The sequence below is a fragment of the Ruminiclostridium cellobioparum subsp. termitidis CT1112 genome, assembly GCF_000350485.1.
In the GTDB taxonomy this organism is placed as follows: Bacteria; Bacillota; Clostridia; order Acetivibrionales; family DSM-1351; genus Ruminiclostridium; species Ruminiclostridium termitidis.
Map to the genome: position 1 here is coordinate 87,065 of NZ_AORV01000065.1, position 17,981 is coordinate 105,045.

Annotated in this window: 15 protein-coding genes and 1 tRNA gene; 4 read left to right on the forward strand and 12 right to left on the reverse strand. The window is 42.2% G+C overall.

Annotated elements, in window-relative coordinates:
- The first annotated feature begins 252 nt into the window (after nt 1-252).
- From CTER_RS22505 to CTER_RS22515, 3 genes are all read left to right on the forward strand, one after another.
- On the forward strand, nt 253-1,368 hold the full coding sequence (locus CTER_RS22505; protein ID WP_004629615.1) for a GerAB/ArcD/ProY family transporter: 1,116 nt from the start codon (nt 253-255) through the stop codon (nt 1,366-1,368).
- Nucleotides 1,369-1,777: 409 nt separating this feature from the next.
- Complete coding sequence (locus CTER_RS22510) at nt 1,778-3,502, forward strand: glycosyl hydrolase (RefSeq protein WP_004630012.1); 1,725 nt, start codon at nt 1,778-1,780, stop codon at nt 3,500-3,502.
- Nucleotides 3,503-3,547: 45 nt separating this feature from the next.
- Nucleotides 3,548-5,890, forward strand: a complete 2,343-nt coding sequence (locus CTER_RS22515) for a glycoside hydrolase family 9 protein (RefSeq protein WP_004629933.1) — start codon at nt 3,548-3,550, stop codon at nt 5,888-5,890.
- A 91-nt stretch (nt 5,891-5,981) separates the two neighbouring features.
- On the opposite strand, the gene CTER_RS22520 is transcribed toward CTER_RS22515, so the two are convergent.
- The 12 genes from CTER_RS22520 to CTER_RS22575 all read right to left on the reverse strand — a co-directional run bounded on the left by CTER_RS22520 (nt 5,982) and on the right by CTER_RS22575 (nt 17,640).
- Entirely contained in the window at nt 5,982-6,653 is a 672-nt protein-coding gene (locus tag CTER_RS22520; RefSeq protein ID WP_341349549.1) for a 5-formyltetrahydrofolate cyclo-ligase, read from the reverse strand.
- Nucleotides 6,619-7,068 (reverse strand): hypothetical protein, encoded by a 450-nt coding sequence (locus CTER_RS22525; protein WP_004629702.1) that lies wholly within the window; start codon nt 7,066-7,068, stop codon nt 6,619-6,621. The genes CTER_RS22520 and CTER_RS22525 overlap by 35 nt, the downstream gene beginning before the upstream one ends.
- A gap of 140 nt (nt 7,069-7,208) precedes the next feature.
- Nucleotides 7,209-7,526, reverse strand: a complete 318-nt coding sequence (locus tag CTER_RS22530) for a hypothetical protein (protein ID WP_004629920.1) — start codon at nt 7,524-7,526, stop codon at nt 7,209-7,211.
- Nucleotides 7,527-7,690: 164 nt separating this feature from the next.
- Nucleotides 7,691-9,001, reverse strand: coding sequence for an amidohydrolase (locus CTER_RS22535; RefSeq protein ID WP_479725121.1), 1,311 nt, complete (start codon nt 8,999-9,001; stop codon nt 7,691-7,693).
- A gap of 8 nt (nt 9,002-9,009) precedes the next feature.
- A complete protein-coding gene (locus tag CTER_RS22540; RefSeq protein WP_004629621.1) occupies nt 9,010-10,257 on the reverse strand; it encodes an adenosylhomocysteinase in 1,248 nt (415 codons plus the stop codon).
- Nucleotides 10,258-10,402: 145 nt separating this feature from the next.
- Nucleotides 10,403-11,698 (reverse strand): polysaccharide deacetylase family protein, encoded by a 1,296-nt coding sequence (locus CTER_RS27215; protein WP_004629687.1) that lies wholly within the window; start codon nt 11,696-11,698, stop codon nt 10,403-10,405.
- A 72-nt stretch (nt 11,699-11,770) separates the two neighbouring features.
- The gene (locus CTER_RS22550) at nt 11,771-12,097 is read right to left on the reverse strand and encodes a carbohydrate-binding protein (RefSeq protein WP_004629897.1); all 327 of its coding nucleotides are present in this window, start codon (nt 12,095-12,097) and stop codon (nt 11,771-11,773) included.
- 119 nt (nt 12,098-12,216) lie between these two features.
- Nucleotides 12,217-13,386: a class I SAM-dependent methyltransferase gene (locus tag CTER_RS22555; protein WP_004630245.1), complete on the reverse strand. Its 1,170-nt coding sequence runs from the start codon at nt 13,384-13,386 to the stop codon at nt 12,217-12,219.
- A gap of 13 nt (nt 13,387-13,399) precedes the next feature.
- Complete coding sequence (locus CTER_RS22560) at nt 13,400-14,134, reverse strand: pseudouridine synthase (RefSeq protein ID WP_004629961.1); 735 nt, start codon at nt 14,132-14,134, stop codon at nt 13,400-13,402.
- 43 nt (nt 14,135-14,177) lie between these two features.
- Nucleotides 14,178-15,596: an RsmF rRNA methyltransferase first C-terminal domain-containing protein gene (locus tag CTER_RS22565; RefSeq protein WP_004629901.1), complete on the reverse strand. Its 1,419-nt coding sequence runs from the start codon at nt 15,594-15,596 to the stop codon at nt 14,178-14,180.
- A 150-nt stretch (nt 15,597-15,746) separates the two neighbouring features.
- The gene (locus CTER_RS22570; protein WP_004629604.1) at nt 15,747-17,123 is read right to left on the reverse strand and encodes a DUF4179 domain-containing protein; all 1,377 of its coding nucleotides are present in this window, start codon (nt 17,121-17,123) and stop codon (nt 15,747-15,749) included.
- Nucleotides 17,116-17,640, reverse strand: a complete 525-nt coding sequence (locus CTER_RS22575) for a sigma-70 family RNA polymerase sigma factor (protein ID WP_004630143.1) — start codon at nt 17,638-17,640, stop codon at nt 17,116-17,118. Before CTER_RS22575 ends, CTER_RS22570 begins: the two co-directional genes overlap by 8 nt.
- A gap of 255 nt (nt 17,641-17,895) precedes the next feature.
- Here CTER_RS22575 and CTER_RS22580 point away from each other — a divergent pair.
- Nucleotides 17,896-17,971, forward strand: a tRNA-Glu gene (locus CTER_RS22580).
- Nucleotides 17,972-17,981: the final 10 nt, after the last annotated feature.

Consider the following 17,981-nt stretch of genomic DNA (forward strand, 5'->3'; position numbering starts at 1 on the left):
CTTGACTTTTTTATTATTGTTCACAATTGTTCTTGCTTTCTATATAAGAGACCTTGTTCAGATGTACAAGGAAAAGAGGTGGCTGCTTTTTTCGCTTTTTTCCTCATTGACGATACTTATATTTATTATGTCTCTGTTGATTACAATTGGGATAAGTATCCCCAGTCCCTCTGAGCCCTTGAAGAAACTAATCAGTCTTATATGGAGCCTGGGATGATTTATCCTTTAAGTTGTACAGAAAGGAATGGTAATATGGAAAAAGAACTGATTACTCAAAAACAGGGATTAGCCGTAATGATCATGTTTACACTGGGCAGTACACTTGTGCTTGGAGCAGGAGGAACTGCAAAAAATGATGTCTGGATAGCAATTTTAATTTCAATGCTTTTGGAAGTTCCTATAATATTGATTTGTTGCAAAATTCAAAAGCTCTACCCGGCTAAGAACATATATGAAATTTTTGAGATCGTATTCGGAAAAGTGGCAGGAAAACTCCTGTCAGTTCTTTTTACCTGGTACTCTTTTCACCTTGGTTCACTTGTAATTAGAAATTTTACCGAGTTCATTGTAAGTGTTTCATTGCCTCAAACTCCCCAGAGCATTGTCGGCTTATTTATGGTTTTCTTGTGCATCTGGGCCGTAAAGGCGGGTATTGAAGTTATCTGCAGGTGGACCGCCATTATATTTCCAATCACTATCATCGTAATTTTGGCGGTTACCTTCCTCTTCGCACCCATATTGAATTTTGAAAACTTCAAACCCATACTTTTTTATGGAATTAAGCCTGTAATAGACAGTGCATTTTCAGTATTCGCATTTCCTCTTTCAGAGACTGTAATTTTTCTGGCCTTTTTTAATCAGCTTAATTCTAAAGCCAGTGTTTATAAGGTTTACTTTTTAAATCTGCTGATAAGCGGCCTGTTCATAGTGCTGGTATCTGTGCGGACACTTCTCTCATTGGGAGTGCCGAATATATCAATTGAGTTCTTTCCGACCTATTCTTCAGTGCGGCTGGTAAATATAGGCGACTTCCTGGAGAGAATTGAAATAACGGTTGCAATGGTTTTCCTTTTTGCGGGCTTCATTAAAATTAATGTATGTTTATACAGTTCCTGCATTGGAGTAGCAAATCTGTTCGGGCTTAAGAATTACAGACAGGTAGTGGGGATACTCGGGCTCTCCATGCTGCTTTTATCAGTCATATTCTACAGAAATACGTCTGAAATGTTCGATTGGGCCAACAATATCTATAAATATTACGCTTTTCCATTCGAGGTCATTTTACCCGTTATTACCTTGCTATTTTTTGAAATAAAAAAGTTCTTCATAAAAAGAAAAAGGTTACCTGATCCCGTCGAGGATTCCTAATCATACTTGAGTTGGTTTTTTCAAGCCGGTAAAAAATACTTCACCGGCTTGCTTTTGTTTCTGTCCGCTATCTCCTTGCTGTCAGCGATATTATTTTGAATATCAGGTCTTTTACTTCAATTTTTCCCTTATAAACACTTATGATGCGTTTTGGTTTAACTTTTGGCATGTACATAACCTCTTTTCACTACCTGCATCAATCTATATAAATTATATTCGCTGCATCAGAATATTAAAATTTGTCCCTTAAATATCCTTTAAAAAATACAGTTAATAAATATAGTATGATAATAAATCAATTGTATTTTAGGATAAAATGTAATATTATGTATTTATAAGTATTTTATTACATTTATGTAAAATAAAATACTGCAACATATTATTTTAATAATATAAAGGAGGCGTTTTTATGGGTAGGAAAACAGTAAAATATGTTTTCTTAGTACTGGCATTAGCGGTATTGATACCTGCGATGCCATTCATCAAAGTCGCGGCAGTTTCCATACCTCCGGAGGGTGTCAGGTATGAATTTGAGAACGGTATTCAAAACAATGCCGAAATTCATACCGACTATGTGGGAAAAACCGAAGACGGCCAGACAATTGATCTTACCGGGGCAACCTGCACCTTTATCGCCCAGAAGGGTACAAGTACTTCTGTCAATGTTGAGATTGACAAGGCCGGGCTGTATGAATTGATTGTCCGCTATGCCCAGCCCTATGACAAGACCAAAAAGGTACAATATCTCAATGTTAACCATTCCAACCAGGGTGAGGTAAGTTTTCCTTACACACTCACCTGGAAGGAGATGTCGGCAGGAATTGTCAAACTTAATCAGGGTACCAACAATATTGAATTTGAAAGCTATTGGGGTTATACCTTCTTTGATTACCTTGTGGTAAAACCCGCTGATGAAAGCATCACCGGCCTCAAGGTTGAAAAAAAACTGGTAAATCCCAAAGCTACCAGGGAAGCCAAAGCTCTCATGAGCTATCTTGTTGATGTTTATGGTAAACATATCCTCTCAGGCCAGCAGGAACTGTGCGGCTCTCACAACTACGACGGTTCCGAGGCCGAATTCACCTACATAAGGGAGAAAACCGGAAAGCTGCCCGCTGTGAGGGGTTTTGATTTCATGAACTACCGCGGAAACGGTTTGCTCTGGGATGATCTCTGCGCCGAACGGGTTATTGACTGGTACAACAACAAGGGCGGAATCCCAACTGTCTGCTGGCATTGGTTCTCACCGGGGAATATCGGGAAGAAAGCCGACAACAGCTTTTATACCGACAGTACCACTTTCAGCATATCAAAAGCCCTGACTCCGGGAACTGCAGAAAACACTGCGCTGCTGGATGATATAAAAGTCATGGCAGGAAAATTCAAGCAGCTTCAGGATGCGGGAGTTCCCGTACTTTTCAGACCTCTCCATGAAGCAGAAGGCGCATGGTTCTGGTGGGGTGCCGAAGGTCCCCAGAATTGTGTAAAGCTATACAGACTTCTATATGATAAATTCACAAACGAATACGGGCTTAATAATCTCATATGGGTGTGGACTTCCTATACCTATGAAACGTCACCCCAATGGTATCCTGGCGATGATGTGGTAGACATGGTGGGCTATGACAAGTACAATGCCAAGGACGGATTGCCGAACGGAAGTGCCATAACCTCAACCTTCTACAATCTCGTAAAGTCCACAGGCGGTAAAAAGCTGGTTACAATGAGCGAAAATGATACCATCCCTCAGGTCTCAAATTTAATAAATGAAAAAGCCGCCTGGCTGTATTTCTGTCCATGGTACGGCTGGTATCTCACAGGAGAGCAGAACAATCCTGTCAACTGGCTTACCGAAATATATAAAAGCGAATACTGCATTACCCTCGACGAACTTCCCGACCTGAAAACATATCCGGTACCTGACGGCCAGGATATTTTATACGGCGACCTGAACTCAGACAAGTCAATTGATTCATTGGATCTGGCATTGATGAAGAAATGCATCCTGGATAACAACCAGGGGATCAAAGCTGCCGACCTGGACGGCAACGGCTCAACCGATGCATTGGATCTCGCCCTCATCAAGCAGTATTTACTCGGGCAAATATCCGTATTTCCCGTAAACAACAAGTAATCTGATAAATCATAAAATAAGTTGATTTCGAAAGGAATAACCATTATGAATAAGAAACTTAATTTCTTAAGGAGAGCAGGCTGTTCGGTCATAAGTGCCGTAATTCTGACAGCATTGGTCTTCCCTGCCGCAAATATGAATGTCAGTGCTGCCGGTGCAGAGTACAATTATGCAAAAGCACTGCAGTATTCCCAATATTTCTATGATGCAAACATGTGCGGCACCGGCGTCGGCGAAAACAGCCAATACAAATGGAGAGACGACTGTCATGCCTATGACGCACAGCTTCCCCTTGACACCACCAACACTAATATGTCACAGAGCTTTATCACCAAAAATAAAAGCATTCTCGATCCTGACGGGGATGGAAAGCTTGATGTATCAGGGGGCTTTCACGATGCGGGCGACCATGTAAAATTCGGTATGCCCGAGGCATATTCAGGTTCTACATTGGGCTGGGGCTTTTATGAATTCAGGGAGCAATACCAAGCCACAGGCCAGGACGCCCATGCCAAAACAATCCTGAGATATTTTAATGATTACTTCATGAAGTGTACATACCTGGATAATTCGGGCAAGGCAATAGCCTTCTGCTACCAGGTTGGGGACGGTGACGTGGATCACGCCTACTGGAATGCTCCTGAGAACGACGAAATGTTCAGAAGAGGCTGGTTTGCCACTGAAGAACTGCCTTCCACAGACTGTGTGTCTGCAGCGGCGGCTTCACTTGCAGTCAACTATATGAATTTTAAGGATGAAGATCCCCAATATGCAGCAAAAAGCCTTAAATATGCAAAGGCCCTGTTTGAATTTGCCGAGAGATGCCCCACCAAATCATGTAATGCCGACGGCCCCAAGGGTTATTACACCTCTTCAAAGTGGCAGGATGATTATTGCTGGGCAGGGTCATGGCTTTACCTGGCAACACAGGAAGATCATTATCTGAACGAAGTTTTCAAATATTTTGATTATTATGCCCCTCCCTCCTGGACGCACTGCTGGAACGATGTCTGGGCCGGCACCGCATGTATCATTGCCGAAATAGACGACTTATATGACAAAAACGGTCAGGTATTTGAAGACAGGTACAGGGCCGCAACAAACAAGAGTCCTTATGAGGAGATAAATTTCTGGGGGCAGATTGCCAAAACTCTTGACAGCTGGATGACAGGCAAGACCGTAACCATAACCCCCGGCGGATATGCATTTCTCAATCAATGGGGTTCTGCCAGATACAACACTGCCACCCAGCTGCTGGCTGTGGTTTACGACAAGCATCACGGCAATACTCCCTCAAAATACGGCCAGTGGGCGAAATCACAAATGGATTACCTGATGGGCAATAACCCTTTAAACCGCTGTTATATAGTAGGCTACAGCGATATATCGGTGAAATACCCCCATCACAGGGCGGCTTCGGGCACCTCCATGGCTGAAGATCCCGCTCCCCACAAGCATGTGCTTTATGGTGCATTGGTGGGCGGTCCCGGTTCAAAGGATGAACACAAGGATGTTACATCGGACTATGTATACAATGAAGTAACAATTGACTACAATGCGGCATTTGTGGGTGCCTGTGCCGGTCTTTACCGCTTCTTCGGGGATTCTTCAATGCAGATAACCCCCAACTTCCCTCCTGAAGAAACAGGTGGTGAAGAAGAGGAAACTTCATACTGGGTTGAAGCCTTCGGTGTGAACATAGTGCAGTCCGACGGCCCAAAAGCCACCGAAGTAACCTTCTATGTCCATTCCAATGCTCCGAAGACTTCAAAAAACATCTCTGTAAGATACTATTTTGATGCAACCGGAATGACCTCCCTTGATCCAAACAGTATTGAAATGAGGGAGCTATACGACCAGACAGCTGCAGAGACAAATTATAATGCCATACTTTCGGGACCGTATAAATACACCAGCAGCAAGCTGGGAGAAAACAAGATTTACTATGTGGAGGTGACCTGGGATGGTTTTTCCATAGCCAACTCCAACAAAAAGTACCAGTTCGCACTGGGTACCTATGCATGGCAGAACTATTGGAATCCGTCTGATGACTGGAGCTATCAGGGGTTGAAAATTGAAGACAGCAACTGGACAGGCACCCCTGTCAAAACAGATAATATCTGTGTCTATGATTCCGGCGTTCTGGTTGGCGGTACCGAGCCTGACGGAACCAAACCTGCCGGGCCGGTAACAATCATGAGAGGTGACTTGAACGGTGATAAGGAAGTAAACGCACTGGATCTTACACTTCTAAAGATGCACCTTCTGGGAAGCCAGCTCCTGACGGGAGATGCCCTCAAGGCCGCGGATATAGATTCCAGCGGTTCGGTGGATGCATTGGATCTGCTCAGGCTGAGAAGCTACCTGTTAGGACTGTCCGAATTGTAATTGCCAATTAAAGAAAAGAGCTGCCTCAAAATAGAAATTGAAATTCTATTGAGAGGCGGCTCTCATTTTCATTTTTGCAGAATTAGTCCGGTCATACCGTTCTCTTCTCAGTGACAATCAAATCCACCGGTATGTCGTAAGCCTCGTGAGGTATTTGCTCCAACAGCTGGAAGTCATAACACACCCCAATTTTTTTGCAATTGCCTGATGTCCGCATCAGATATCTGTCATAGAAGCCGCCTCCATAGCCCATGCGGTTTCTTTGAATATCAAAAGCGCTGCCCGGCACTATTATCGCATCAAGCTCTGCCGGAGCAACAATACTGTCAATTTTCAGTTCAGGTTCCATAATACCATAGCTGCCTTTTGTCTTCAGATCACTAAAATCCTTAATTTTAACAGCATGCATGAGACTCTCCCCGGCAGGGAATTTTTCTATACGGGGTACACTTACATTTTTACCCTGCAAAATCCATTCCTTTAACAAGCCGTGGGTGTCAACCTCACTTCCAAAGCTGACAAAACACATAATATTTTCAGCCTCAATTACAGCCTGCAGCCCATTCAGTTTTTCTGCTATACACCGGGACCAGCCAAACAATTCCCGTTTATCCATATTGCTTCTATATTCAAGGTATTGTTTTCTCAATTGACTCTTTGTTATAATAACTCCCCCCTGAAATACCTGCCGATAACGAAAAATATAACAGAAACGCTTCTCCCGTGCTTTAATAATAAAAATCAGGTCCCACAGCCAGTGCAAATATGAACCAGAAGATTAACTGCATGACAAAGATTATCAAAGAGACTGTCAACAATGCAGCTCCATAGGATCTTCTATCAGAATCACTGTCGTTGGAAACCATGATCAAGCCGGCTATTATACCTATTATTTGACCAATACCTGGAATTATTACAGCTAATGCGCAAAGAAATACTTTTGCCCAATTACTCATAAGCTTTCCGCCGGCAGCCGGTGCACAATTGTTCAAAAGCAGCTGTCTCTCGAGAGACGTCACCTGTCTGTCCGCCCATAGAAGCTGTTGCTGGCTGTTATTATATGACTGTGAAACAGTTGAAACATTTTGCATTTTTTGGTGTTCATTCACTTCATTAACATCTTTAACGTTAATTTCGTTAACTTCGCTCAATTCTTCCTGTATATGTTCCTGCTCCATCCGATTAACCTCCATGAGCCATCATCCTCTTTACCAGTGATATTATACCATAATGTGACAAAATAGAAATAAGACTATTTATCTATTTTTAACCATATCCAGCTTATGGATGGAATATTTGATTCAGATGTTACAGACAGCTACGAAATCTCCAGGCCCGGCTCACAATTCACTGTCAGATAATAAATCCCAATCAGGCCCTTTATAACATCATCATAATTTTCTTCAGTAATTTTATGTAAATAACCATTTTCCATATGTATGTACAGTGTGACACCAAAGGATTCATAATTGTCCATCAAGGCACTTATCATATCTATTGAATCCATCGGGTTAAAAAATTTTTTGACCCATCGGCGTGAATCCTCTTCCATTATATAATCCTTTTGATAAAAACTATGTAAAAACCTTCTTATTTCCCCCTGTTTGGTTGACCACAAACTCAATGTTACCGACATTATATTTCCTCCATGCTCATTTAAAATTGTCCAACTATTATACTATTTGACGTTGAGACTAAAAACCCTTTATGTAAATTGTTACAGTACAAAAAGACCCCGACAATCGCAGGTGTCAGGGTTTAATTATATAATTTTTTATACGTTATGTCACCTATCAATGATTACCTTACCAATAACCTTTTGGATAAGGAGTGCACTTCATACTTGATTTTCTCCTCATCTATACCGGTGAATACTCTGTTTTGCATAATAATATTTCCATCAATGATTACAGTATCCACATCCGATGCCTGGGCTGAATAAACTGCAGTTGACAGCGGATTGTTTTTGGGATAGAAATGAGGCTTGTCGGTATCTATAAGTATTATATCCGCTTTCATACCTTCTGAAATTTTTCCTGTATCGTCAAAACCGATAGCCCGGGCGCCATTATAAGTCCCCATTTTTAACACAGTATCGGCCTTCATCAGCTGGGGGTTCATGGCAACACCCTTGTGAAGCAGCGCCGCCAGATTTATTTCCTCAAACATATTCAGGTTATTGTTGCTGGCAGCACCGTCGGTACCCAGGCAAACGTTAATGCCCATGCCGATCATCTCGGGAACTCTTGCAATACCGCTTCCCAGCTTCAGATTGCTGGAAGGATTATGGGCTATACTGCAGCCCTTTCTTCTCATTATCTCCAGATCGCTGTCGGTCATGTGCACACAGTGTGCCGCTAAAACAGGTACATCCAGCACCCCTGTCTTTTCGCATATTTCTATTGAGGTCATTCCATAGTCTTTTTTGCTGGATTCAACCTCCGCGGTGGTTTCCAAAAGGTGGATATGGATACCGGTATTGAGCTGTCTGGCAAGCAAAGCCGCATTTCTCAGGGTTTGTTCATTAAACATGTATGTAGAATGAATTTCAACAAATACTTTTATACGTCCCTCGGCACTGTTGTGGTACCGATTGTAGTAATCCACCGTTCCCTGGCTCTTATCCAGGCGTTTCAATTCTCCGCCTTCAAAGAACTGAACCGGACTCTTGCAAAGATTTGCCTTTATTCCTGTCTCGGTCACAGCCCGGGCCACTTCATCCATAAACATATACATGTCTGCAAAAGCAGTAACTCCCGACTTCAGCATTTCAGCTATGCCCAGCATGGTTCCCCAGTATACATCCCTGTCCGTTAGCTTTGCCTCTATGGGAAAGATATTATCGAAAAGCCAGCTCTCCAATGCAATATCATCCGCATAATTCCTCATCAGGGTCATTGCACTGTGGCTGTGGGCATTTACCAGACCGGGCATTGCAAGCCCGCCCTTTCCGTCTATTTCCTTCTTGAAGCCAGTATTTTCAGGGAGTTTTTCACCTGCAAAACAGATCTTCCTGTCTGAAACTCCGATAAAACCATTATGGATGACCGAATTTTGGTCATCCATGGTAATTATATCAACATTTTTTATTAATAAATCCAGATTCATCATTCCCTCGCTTATTCCGCCCAGCTGTTAAGATATTTCTTCTGATCCTTCGAAAGCTTGTCGATCTTAACTCCCCAGGATTTCAGCTTCATTTCGGCCACTGCCTTATCGATTTCTGCAGGCACATCGATGACCTTATTTCCCAGCTTACGGAAGTTGTGAAGCATATACCTTGCGGAAAGTGCCTGCAAAGCAAAGCTCATATCCATGATTTCAGCGGGATGTCCGTCTCCTGCCGCAAGATTTACAAGCCTTCCCTCGGCAAGAAGGTTTATCCACCTGCCGTTGTCCAATTTGTAACCCATTATGTTTTTTCTCTGCTCCTGCTTTTCAACAGCTATCTTCTCCAGCTGTTCTACCGATACTTCCACATCGAAGTGGCCTGCATTGCATAGAATAGCCCCGTCCTTCATGCTCTTGAAGTGTTCTTCTGTTATTACGTCGCGGCAGCCGGTAACGGTTATAAACAGGTCTCCGACTTTGGCCGCTTCCGACATTTTCATCACTTTGTAGCCATCCATTATGGCCTCTGCCGCTTTTACAGGATCGATCTCGGTAACAATCACATTTGCACCGAAGCCCTTTGCCCTCATGGCAATACCTTTGCCGCACCAGCCATAACCTGCAACTACTATATTTTTGCCGGCAACTATGAGATTGGTGGTTCTGTTGATACCATCCCATACAGATTGACCGGTACCGTATCTGTTGTCAAAAAGATACTTGCAGTTTGCATTATTTACCGCAATCATGGGGAATTTGAGCACTCCCTCTTTTTCCATCGCTTTCAATCGCAGGACACCGGTTGTGGTTTCTTCACAGCCTCCCATAATATGAGGTATAAGTTCTTTTCTTGTTGTGTGCAGGAGATTAACAAGATCTCCGCCGTCATCTATTATAATATTGGGCTTGTAGCCAAGTGCCAGATTGAGATGCTCCTCATACTCTTCCCTGGTTGAGTTATACCAGGCGTATACATCCAATCCGTCGGCCACAAGACCTGCAGCCACGTCGTCCTGTGTTGAGAGGGGATTACTTCCGGTGACAGAAACTTCTCCGCCTCCAATTGCAAATAATTTTGCCAAGTACGCAGTTTTAGCTTCAAGATGCACCGATACAACTACTCTGACACCTTTAAACGGTGTTGTTGCTCTGAATTCATCCTCCAGGCTTCTAAGGATGGGCATGTTTCTTCTGACCCATTCTATTTTTTGTTTTCCCTTATCAGCCAAAGAAATATCACGTATAACACTTTTCATTATAAATATCCCCCATCTGTGTTTGGTTTACCATTAAAATTATATGACACATTATAGCCTGTTTCAACATTTTATTTTTATTCATTTTACATACCCTCTATTAAAAATGTACATTGTTAACAAAGGGTATGTAAGCTTTAAAACCCTACTTCTTGCTCAATAATTCAGTAACTGTCACTATGTTGTAACCCCTGTTCTTAATCCCTGCAACTATCTCTTCGATGTTGGTTATGTCATACTGGTTAAAATGAAGAAGGATTATGGAACCGCCGGTACAATTGTTTACTACGTGCTGTTGGATCTTTTTTGCTATTTCATTTGTAGAATAATTTTTCCTCATGCGGCTTATGACACTGTTATAGGTTTCAAGATTCCATCCGATTACCTGATAGCCGCAGTCCTGGGCGATGGAAAGTATCCTGTCCTCCTTGTTTCCGTTCCCGCCGGGCAGTCTCAGGTATGGGAATTCACTTTTCATCCTATTCAAATACTCTTCTCCCAGCACCTTCTTCACACAGGTCTCCCAGCCCAATATCTCGTTTTTTACCTGCTGATCGGACAGTTTTGTCAGTGTGGCATGATTCAGAGTGTGGTTGCATATCTGGTGTCCTTCATTTATGGCCCTTTTCCACACCTGGGGATAATCGTCCAGCACACTTCCGATTATGAAAAAAGTTGCCTTTATATTATTTTTTTTGAGAACATCCAGAGTTTTAATTATTGTCTTTTCGTTGTAGCCATCATCAAAGGTAAGTGCCACATAAGATGTCTTTGCCCCCTTGAAGATGGTTTTTTGCACCACCTTGGCTTTCTTTGCGGTTTGAGCCTTATCATTGTTTTTTACCTCAGGCTTTTTATCCGGCTTTTTTTCAACTTGTTTGTTGTTGCTGTTTTTATCTATATCCTTGTTTTTTTCAGGCTGTACTTGAGTATTTTTATCATTCTTACCTGTTTCCGGCTTACTTTCGGTTTTGTTCTCCGGCTTATCCGCTGGTTTATTTCCGGGCTTGTTTTCAGGCTTGCTCTCCTGTTTGTCTTCCGGTTTGCTTTCAGACTTATTCTCCTGTTTGTTTTCGGATTCTTTTACAGGTGGGGCTACTGGCTTATTGCCATCAGATGTATTTTTACCCGTATCCGGTGATAAATCATCGGCTGATGCCTGTAAGCCGTTTTCCGCAGCTTCATCTCCCGTTGCTTTGGCAGAAAAGGTTATTTTTTGATTTGAGGTCTGAACGGTATTTTTTAGAAATCCATCATGAATAAACCCAATCTGGTTCTTTGAAGCCATATTGACAATGCCGCAGTACCATATCAGTATTATAGCCACAGTGCATATGGATAAAGTATAGACGGTACGGATAAATATTCTTTTGCCTTCCTCTGTAATCAGCCTGTTATATTTCTCGTATACGTTGAATCTATGCAATATTTTTTTTAGCATGTATGTACCCTTTGGAAAGAATTATATATCTATTATACTACGATATACCGGAAAAGCACCTCCTTTTTGCTTTTAAGCCTTTTTTGAACGCCTGGCCGATATTTTGAATACATAGTTTTCTCCCGAGTTGTTATCCCAGTTATCAGCCGGGTCCTTAAAACATAATTGCAGACTTTTTCCCTCAAGAATTTGTATTTCCGTTGAAAAACCGTCAGCTCCCTTTTGCATGGGAGTATATGTACTGCCTGACCATTCACTGCCATAACCGGAATGAAGGTATATGCTTTCAGCCCCTGCCTCTGCAAGCAACCCCTTATAGGTTATCTTAATCCTGTCTCCGCCGTATATGGTTTTCTTCGATAGACTTACTCCATTTTCCTCATATGATTTTATTGCCATTTTACCACCTCCGTACTTTATGTTATACCCGTTATAATTGCAATTTCACATTGGAATGAAATTTTTAACATTATACCACGGCCAATTCACTTGGTCAATTTTACATTAATGTAATTTTATTACAAATAGGGCATTATCAATTTTTCCAGAGTGGGGCTGATCCCTAAAAGTTTTTTCAATTGCTTGTATTCTTCTATCACGGCTTTGTTCACACCGCCTGTCTTTTCAGCTCTGATCATCAGATTTTTCGGTGTTTCGAGAGGGGATACGTATTCTACGATGGACACCTTATAGCCCATTGCCTCAAGGAGCATCAGCCTGATTCCGTCGGTGAGCACATCTGCAAGCCTTGCTTTTAAAACCCCATGCCTGGTTATACTCTGAAGTATATCAAAAGAATATTGGCTCAGTATCTCCTTCTGGCAGCAGGGAACCATTACAATTGCTTTCGCATTGTTGTTAACCGCCAGAGCTATTGCCTCATCCGTTGCAGTATCACAGGCATGCAGGCTTATTGCCAGATGTATATCTTCTCCGGCGGTATAGTTTCGGATATCGGTTACTCTAAAATCCATATTCTTATAGTCCAGCTGCTCTGCAATCTTTTTTGAAGCATTTATAACTGTTTTTGAAATATCAAGACCGATAAAATGGCAGTTCTTTTTCAGCACTTCTTTTATATAGTAGTTTAATACAAAGGACAGATAGGATTTTCCGCAGCCGCAGTCGACAACATTTATTTTGCCGTACCTGGCGCACAGGTTTCTAAGCATATCATCCACCAGTTCAATATAATGGTCGATCTGGTTGTATTTCCTGATCATATCATTTTTTATCTTCCCATTTTCTCCAAGTATGCCTATTGCCTTCAGAACAGCATCGGCATGTCCCACCTTTATATAATAATCCCTGTTGGCTATCTGGGAGGTTTCATTATGACCTTTGCCGGCATCTGCAGCGTCCTGGTCCCTTGTCTTCATCTTAACGCCCCTGTCATCGGCATCAATATGGATTGCAGTGCCGCGCTCTTCATATATCAGATTCATTGCTTCGTACTGCTCGGCTATTTTTGCAATTCTGGCCCCCAGCCAGGAAATCTCCATCCTGTCATTTCGGCCGTTATACTGTAAAAACAATCTGTTTTCCTTTAAAGTCACGACTGCCTCATAAAATTTTGTTCCCGACTTGAATCTGATTGTTATCTTTTTAAAAAAATCCGCATTTTCAGTTATTCTTTGCTCAAGTCCCGTTAAAAACAGGCTCAGCTTTGAGATGCTTTGTTTATTCATATTACCTCCACTATTAGTGCTTTTGAACAGAAGTTCTCAGCAATTCAACGTCTTCTTCGGTCAATTCCCTGCATTCTCCCAGGCCCAGATTTTCATCCAGCATGAGCTTTCCCATACTGAGCCTTTTCAGGTAAATTACTTTTTTTCCCACAGCTTCAAACATTCTCTTTACCTGATGAAATTTGCCTTCCACTATGGACAGCCTGACCTCCGATATCTCATCCGACCTGAGTATTTCCAGGCTGGCCGGAAGGGTTTTATATCCGTCATCAAGAGTGACTCCTCTTTCAAAGGCTTCCATATCGGCTTGCTCCACACGCCCCTGTACATGAGCATAGTACTGCTTCGTAACATGTTTTTTGGGAGACAGAATTTCGTGTGCAAGCTGACCGTCATTGGTCATGAGAACAAGCCCTTCTGTGTCTATATCCAGCCTGCCTGCAGGAAACAAGTCAAAGCATTTGTATTCCTCCGGCAGGATATCAAATACTGTTTTCTGCCTGGTATCAGTGGTTGCAGAAATAACTCCGCGGGGCTTGTTCATCATGAGATAAATGTATTTACGGTACTGGAGTTTTACACCGTTCATCAGGACGGTGCTCTCAGCAGGGTCCACATGCAAACCGCTGTCCTTGACTACAGTACCGTCAACCGTGACCAGGCCGTTTTTTACGGCACTCTTGATTTCAGTACGTGAGCCGAACCCAAAATTGGATAAGACCTTGTCCAGTCTCTGCTTTTGTTTCAAAAGTCAAACCTCCTTGAAATAACATATCTCATATGATGTTTTATCACGCCATCTTTCTCCACCCTTTGGGATACAGGTTTTTCAGCATGTCCCCGGTCTGCTTTGCCCAGCCCAGAGTGTAACCGTCAACACAAATACCGGTATAGCCCTTTTCGCCCGAATCAATTAAAGTTTCGCCCTTCAGGTAGCTGTTTGTTTCCCTGTCACTGGCACCAAAGTTGATTTTTCTTTTCATTTCCTCACTTTTCATGGATACTGCGAGAGAATGTGAAGGAACAAAACCCTTCGGACTGTTCTCTCCAAGATACCACCCGAATTTAGCCACCTTCAGGCCTGACAGGTCGGGACAGGCTTGGGGCAGGTGGTAAAAATTGTTCCCTTTCTGAAACACATAGCCTTTCAGGCTCAAGGTTGTGCTGTTATTTATAAACTCCGCCAGTTCTCTGTTAAAGTTTCCCAAGTCCTCAAAGCTGTTGACGGGGTATGCCTTTTCCCAGCTTCCATCCCTTTGGAGGGCCGGGGAATTAATATCATTGTCTCCATTCGTACCGTGCTCAAGTTTCCTTATAACGGCGGCAAAATGTCCTTCTCCGTTCAGCTTGTGGGGCCACAGCCTGGCAGCTTTTGAAAAATCGTATTTCCCGGCCGACCACTCCCTGCGGCCGCCTTCTATACCGCCGGTTTTAGGTATTTCCAGCAATTCATAGCCTCCCGGGTGTTGGTCCATGAACCTTTCTATCATTATCTCATCCTCTTCCGGGGAGAAGGTACAGGTGGAATATAATATCACTCCTCCCGGCTTCAGCATTTTGTCCACCTGCTGCAATATATCCCACTGCATGCAACTGCATTTTTCACATTTAAATTTTTCCCAGCTTTTAACGGCATCCTCGTCCTTCCGGAACATTCCCTCCCCTGAACAGGGTGCATCTACCATAATCTTATCAAAGAAACCTTCAAAATTTTTGGCAAGCTTGTCGGGAGAATCATTGAGTACAACGGCATTCCTGACTCCGCAAAGTTCGATGTTTTTTACCAGTGCCTTGACTCTCTCGGCATTGATATCATTTGAAACCAGCAGACCCTGACCTTTCATTTGTGCAGCCATCTGAACCGATTTCCCGCCGGGCGCTGCACACAGATCCAAAACCCTGTCCCCGGGTCTGACACCTATAACAGCCCCCGGAAGCATGGCACTGGGCTCCTGAATATAATACAGTCCCGCATAATAATACGGATGTCTTCCCGGGTTGTCGCCTTCTCTGTAATAAAAGCCATCGGTGGTCCATGGAACGGGTTCCAGGTGAAAGGGTGATATTTTTAGAAATTCGTCCACTGAAATTTTCAGCGTATTTACTCTCAAGCCGTAAAATCTCGGCTTTTTATAGGATTCAAGGTAACTGTTGAATTCCTCACCCATCAGTACCTGCATTTTGTTCACAAACTCTTCGGGCAGCTTCATATATTAAAAATAAACTCCTGTAAATTAAAATAAACTCCTGTATAAAGAGATCTTTTGCAAAGCCCTCTTAATACAGGAGTTATTATACCACAAAATATGGCACTTTAAAGCTTCCATATCACTTATTTTGTCCTTATTGCCAAATAAATACTATTTGCCGTCCAGAGGTATCTTTACCGTAAAGCGGCCGCTTATCCTGCTGGGATAATCACATAATTTAAAGGTTACAGGCCCTTTAAAGCCTGATCCAAGTTTTAAATTATAATGGTAATAACACGATGATTCGTCTCCGCCTTCCATCCCTTCACTGATTATGGTAAGAGGATGCCCATTGGAATCAAAAGCCTCATTGGTTATAGAAAAATTCTTATCCGAATATGGAGCATTTCTTTTCATTTCAGCACTCAGAAACATTTGATCTTTGCCGACAGTTATATCCGTTAAACTCAATAAATTAAAAGGTGAATACAATATCTTCCCGTTTGCAGTATCCACGGTAAAATAGCACTTATCCTTATCCAGGGCTCTGATGTAATTACCTGTGATGTACAGCTCCTTCGGTTTTGTAAAATAGTTGCTCTGGAAATTCAAGGTTTGACGGTCACCGCCAGGATTGGAGCCCGATAATCCATTTACTATCCTACCCCACTCTTCTCCGTTTTCATCCATCAGCTTCAAATCTTCAAAAGTAAATAGTTTCTTTGTATTGGCTGGGTCCAAGCTGACCGACAGGATACTTTTTATAGGGTAAATCCTTATATCCTCGAATTTTATCTTTTGTCCCTCAACCTCGACAGTTTGATTGATATTGTACATTTTCTCAGCACCCGATAATTTCTCCCTGTCTATGGTGAACGGAATCTGCCAGCTTCCGCTAATAGCCTGGAGATTGCCAGGCATGCCAGTATTCTGCTCCGGAGTATTATCCTTTGGGGATATTTCACTTTCTTTTAGCTTTCTCTGTTCTTCCAAACCTACTTTTAAAACCAGATTGTCAGGTATTCCTTCACTCTGATTTTCATTTGAATAAAACTCTATTTTTCCCTCAAAATTTTTACCTTCATACTGTGCTGCGTCGTAACCTATGCTCATCTTCAAATCCGCCCCCTTGGAATCAGTTAACTTAACGTCTCTGATACGGGGCATAATGTGACTGCCTTTGTTTTCCAGCGAATAGAACACAATAATTCCACTGTTGTCGGCAATAACATCCTTTATTGTGAATTTGATATTTTCATACTCGACGGATTTATCTATATGCTGGATATATTCATTTTCAACTGCTGCCGAGAGTCCTTTATCCAAACCTACAAGTTCAACAATATAATTTAACCCCGGAATCCTGGCTACATTGGAAGCAAAAACGGGAGAGACTCTAATACCTGTAATAAACATGACCAGCAGCAGGCTGCCCATAACCGCAGAAAACATTTTTATCCTTTTTGCGGCCATTTTCCTCCGTCCCCGGTCAATGCCTTTAGTTATATATTTATCTATATCCTCAGGAATTTTAATATTGTCAAACACAGTGTTCACTCCCCTTCATGTTATCCCTCAGCTGTTTGAGACCTCTGTTTATCCAGGTCTTAACAGTACCGACAGGTTTGTTTAATGCTTTTGCTATGTCTTCTGTGGAAAAATCCTCAAAATACTTCAGGATTAATACATCTCTGTATTTGGGTTTAATTTTTGTAAGACTGTTGGCCAGGTCGAGCCTTTCCTCTATTCCGCCGTCCGCATCCACTATGCAAATATGCTTAAAGTCTGCCATATCCTCCGAAGTGTGCTTTGAAAGATATTTTAACTCATTAATACAATAATTTATGAGTATTCTTGTCAGCCAGGTTGTAAAGTACCTGGAATCCCTGAGCTTGTTTATGGAAATATAGGCTCTGCAAGTAGTCTCTGCCACAGCCTCCAGTGCGGCATGTTCATCCTTCAGATACGAATATGCTGTTCTATATAATTTTTCCCTGGACGCGGATATTATTTCGTAGAAGGCATCGCGGTCCCCGTGCTGAGCCTTTCTTACCAGTTCTTCCATAATTTTTTATAAGTATCTCCTTGATTTTCATTAGCCCTTTATTCTTTAATTCTATATATTAGACCATAAACAACTCATTCCGGATTCAAATATTTAAAAATATTTATAATAACGCAGTATACCCCATTACAATATTGCTATTACACATGACAATGTTGCTTCCACACATAACAATGTTGCCTCCATACACTCCTTGACAGTCAATATTACCCATGCTATAATAGCTTTTGTCATTAAACTTGAAAACATGTTAATGGCCCATTGGTCAAGTGGCCTAAGACACCGCCCTCTCACGGCGGTAACAGGGGTTCGAATCCCCTATGGGTCACCAGATAAAGCAT

What these genes read in the sequence shown, in the direction of transcription:
- CTER_RS22575 (WP_004630143.1), bottom strand. Translation starts at nt 17,640, where the DNA reads ATGGAAGAACTGGTAAGAAAGGCTCAGCACGGGGACCGCGATGCCTTC.
- CTER_RS22565 (WP_004629901.1), bottom strand. Translation starts at nt 15,596, where the DNA reads ATGAAGCTGCCCGAAGAGTTTGTGAACAAAATGCAGGTACTGATGGGT.
- CTER_RS22525 (WP_004629702.1), bottom strand. Translation starts at nt 7,068, where the DNA reads ATGGAGCAGGAACATATACAGGAAGAATTGAGCGAAGTTAACGAAATT.
- CTER_RS27215 (WP_004629687.1), bottom strand. Translation starts at nt 11,698, where the DNA reads ATGCTAAAAAAAATATTGCATAGATTCAACGTATACGAGAAATATAAC.
- CTER_RS22535 (WP_479725121.1), bottom strand. Translation starts at nt 9,001, where the DNA reads ATGATGAATCTGGATTTATTAATAAAAAATGTTGATATAATTACCATG.
- CTER_RS22540 (WP_004629621.1), bottom strand. Translation starts at nt 10,257, where the DNA reads ATGAAAAGTGTTATACGTGATATTTCTTTGGCTGATAAGGGAAAACAA.
- CTER_RS22515 (WP_004629933.1), top strand. Translation starts at nt 3,548, where the DNA reads ATGAATAAGAAACTTAATTTCTTAAGGAGAGCAGGCTGTTCGGTCATA.
- CTER_RS22505 (WP_004629615.1), top strand. Translation starts at nt 253, where the DNA reads ATGGAAAAAGAACTGATTACTCAAAAACAGGGATTAGCCGTAATGATC.
- CTER_RS22510 (WP_004630012.1), top strand. Translation starts at nt 1,778, where the DNA reads ATGGGTAGGAAAACAGTAAAATATGTTTTCTTAGTACTGGCATTAGCG.
- CTER_RS22555 (WP_004630245.1), bottom strand. Translation starts at nt 13,386, where the DNA reads ATGAATAAACAAAGCATCTCAAAGCTGAGCCTGTTTTTAACGGGACTT.
- CTER_RS22530 (WP_004629920.1), bottom strand. Translation starts at nt 7,526, where the DNA reads ATGTCGGTAACATTGAGTTTGTGGTCAACCAAACAGGGGGAAATAAGA.
- CTER_RS22550 (WP_004629897.1), bottom strand. Translation starts at nt 12,097, where the DNA reads ATGGCAATAAAATCATATGAGGAAAATGGAGTAAGTCTATCGAAGAAA.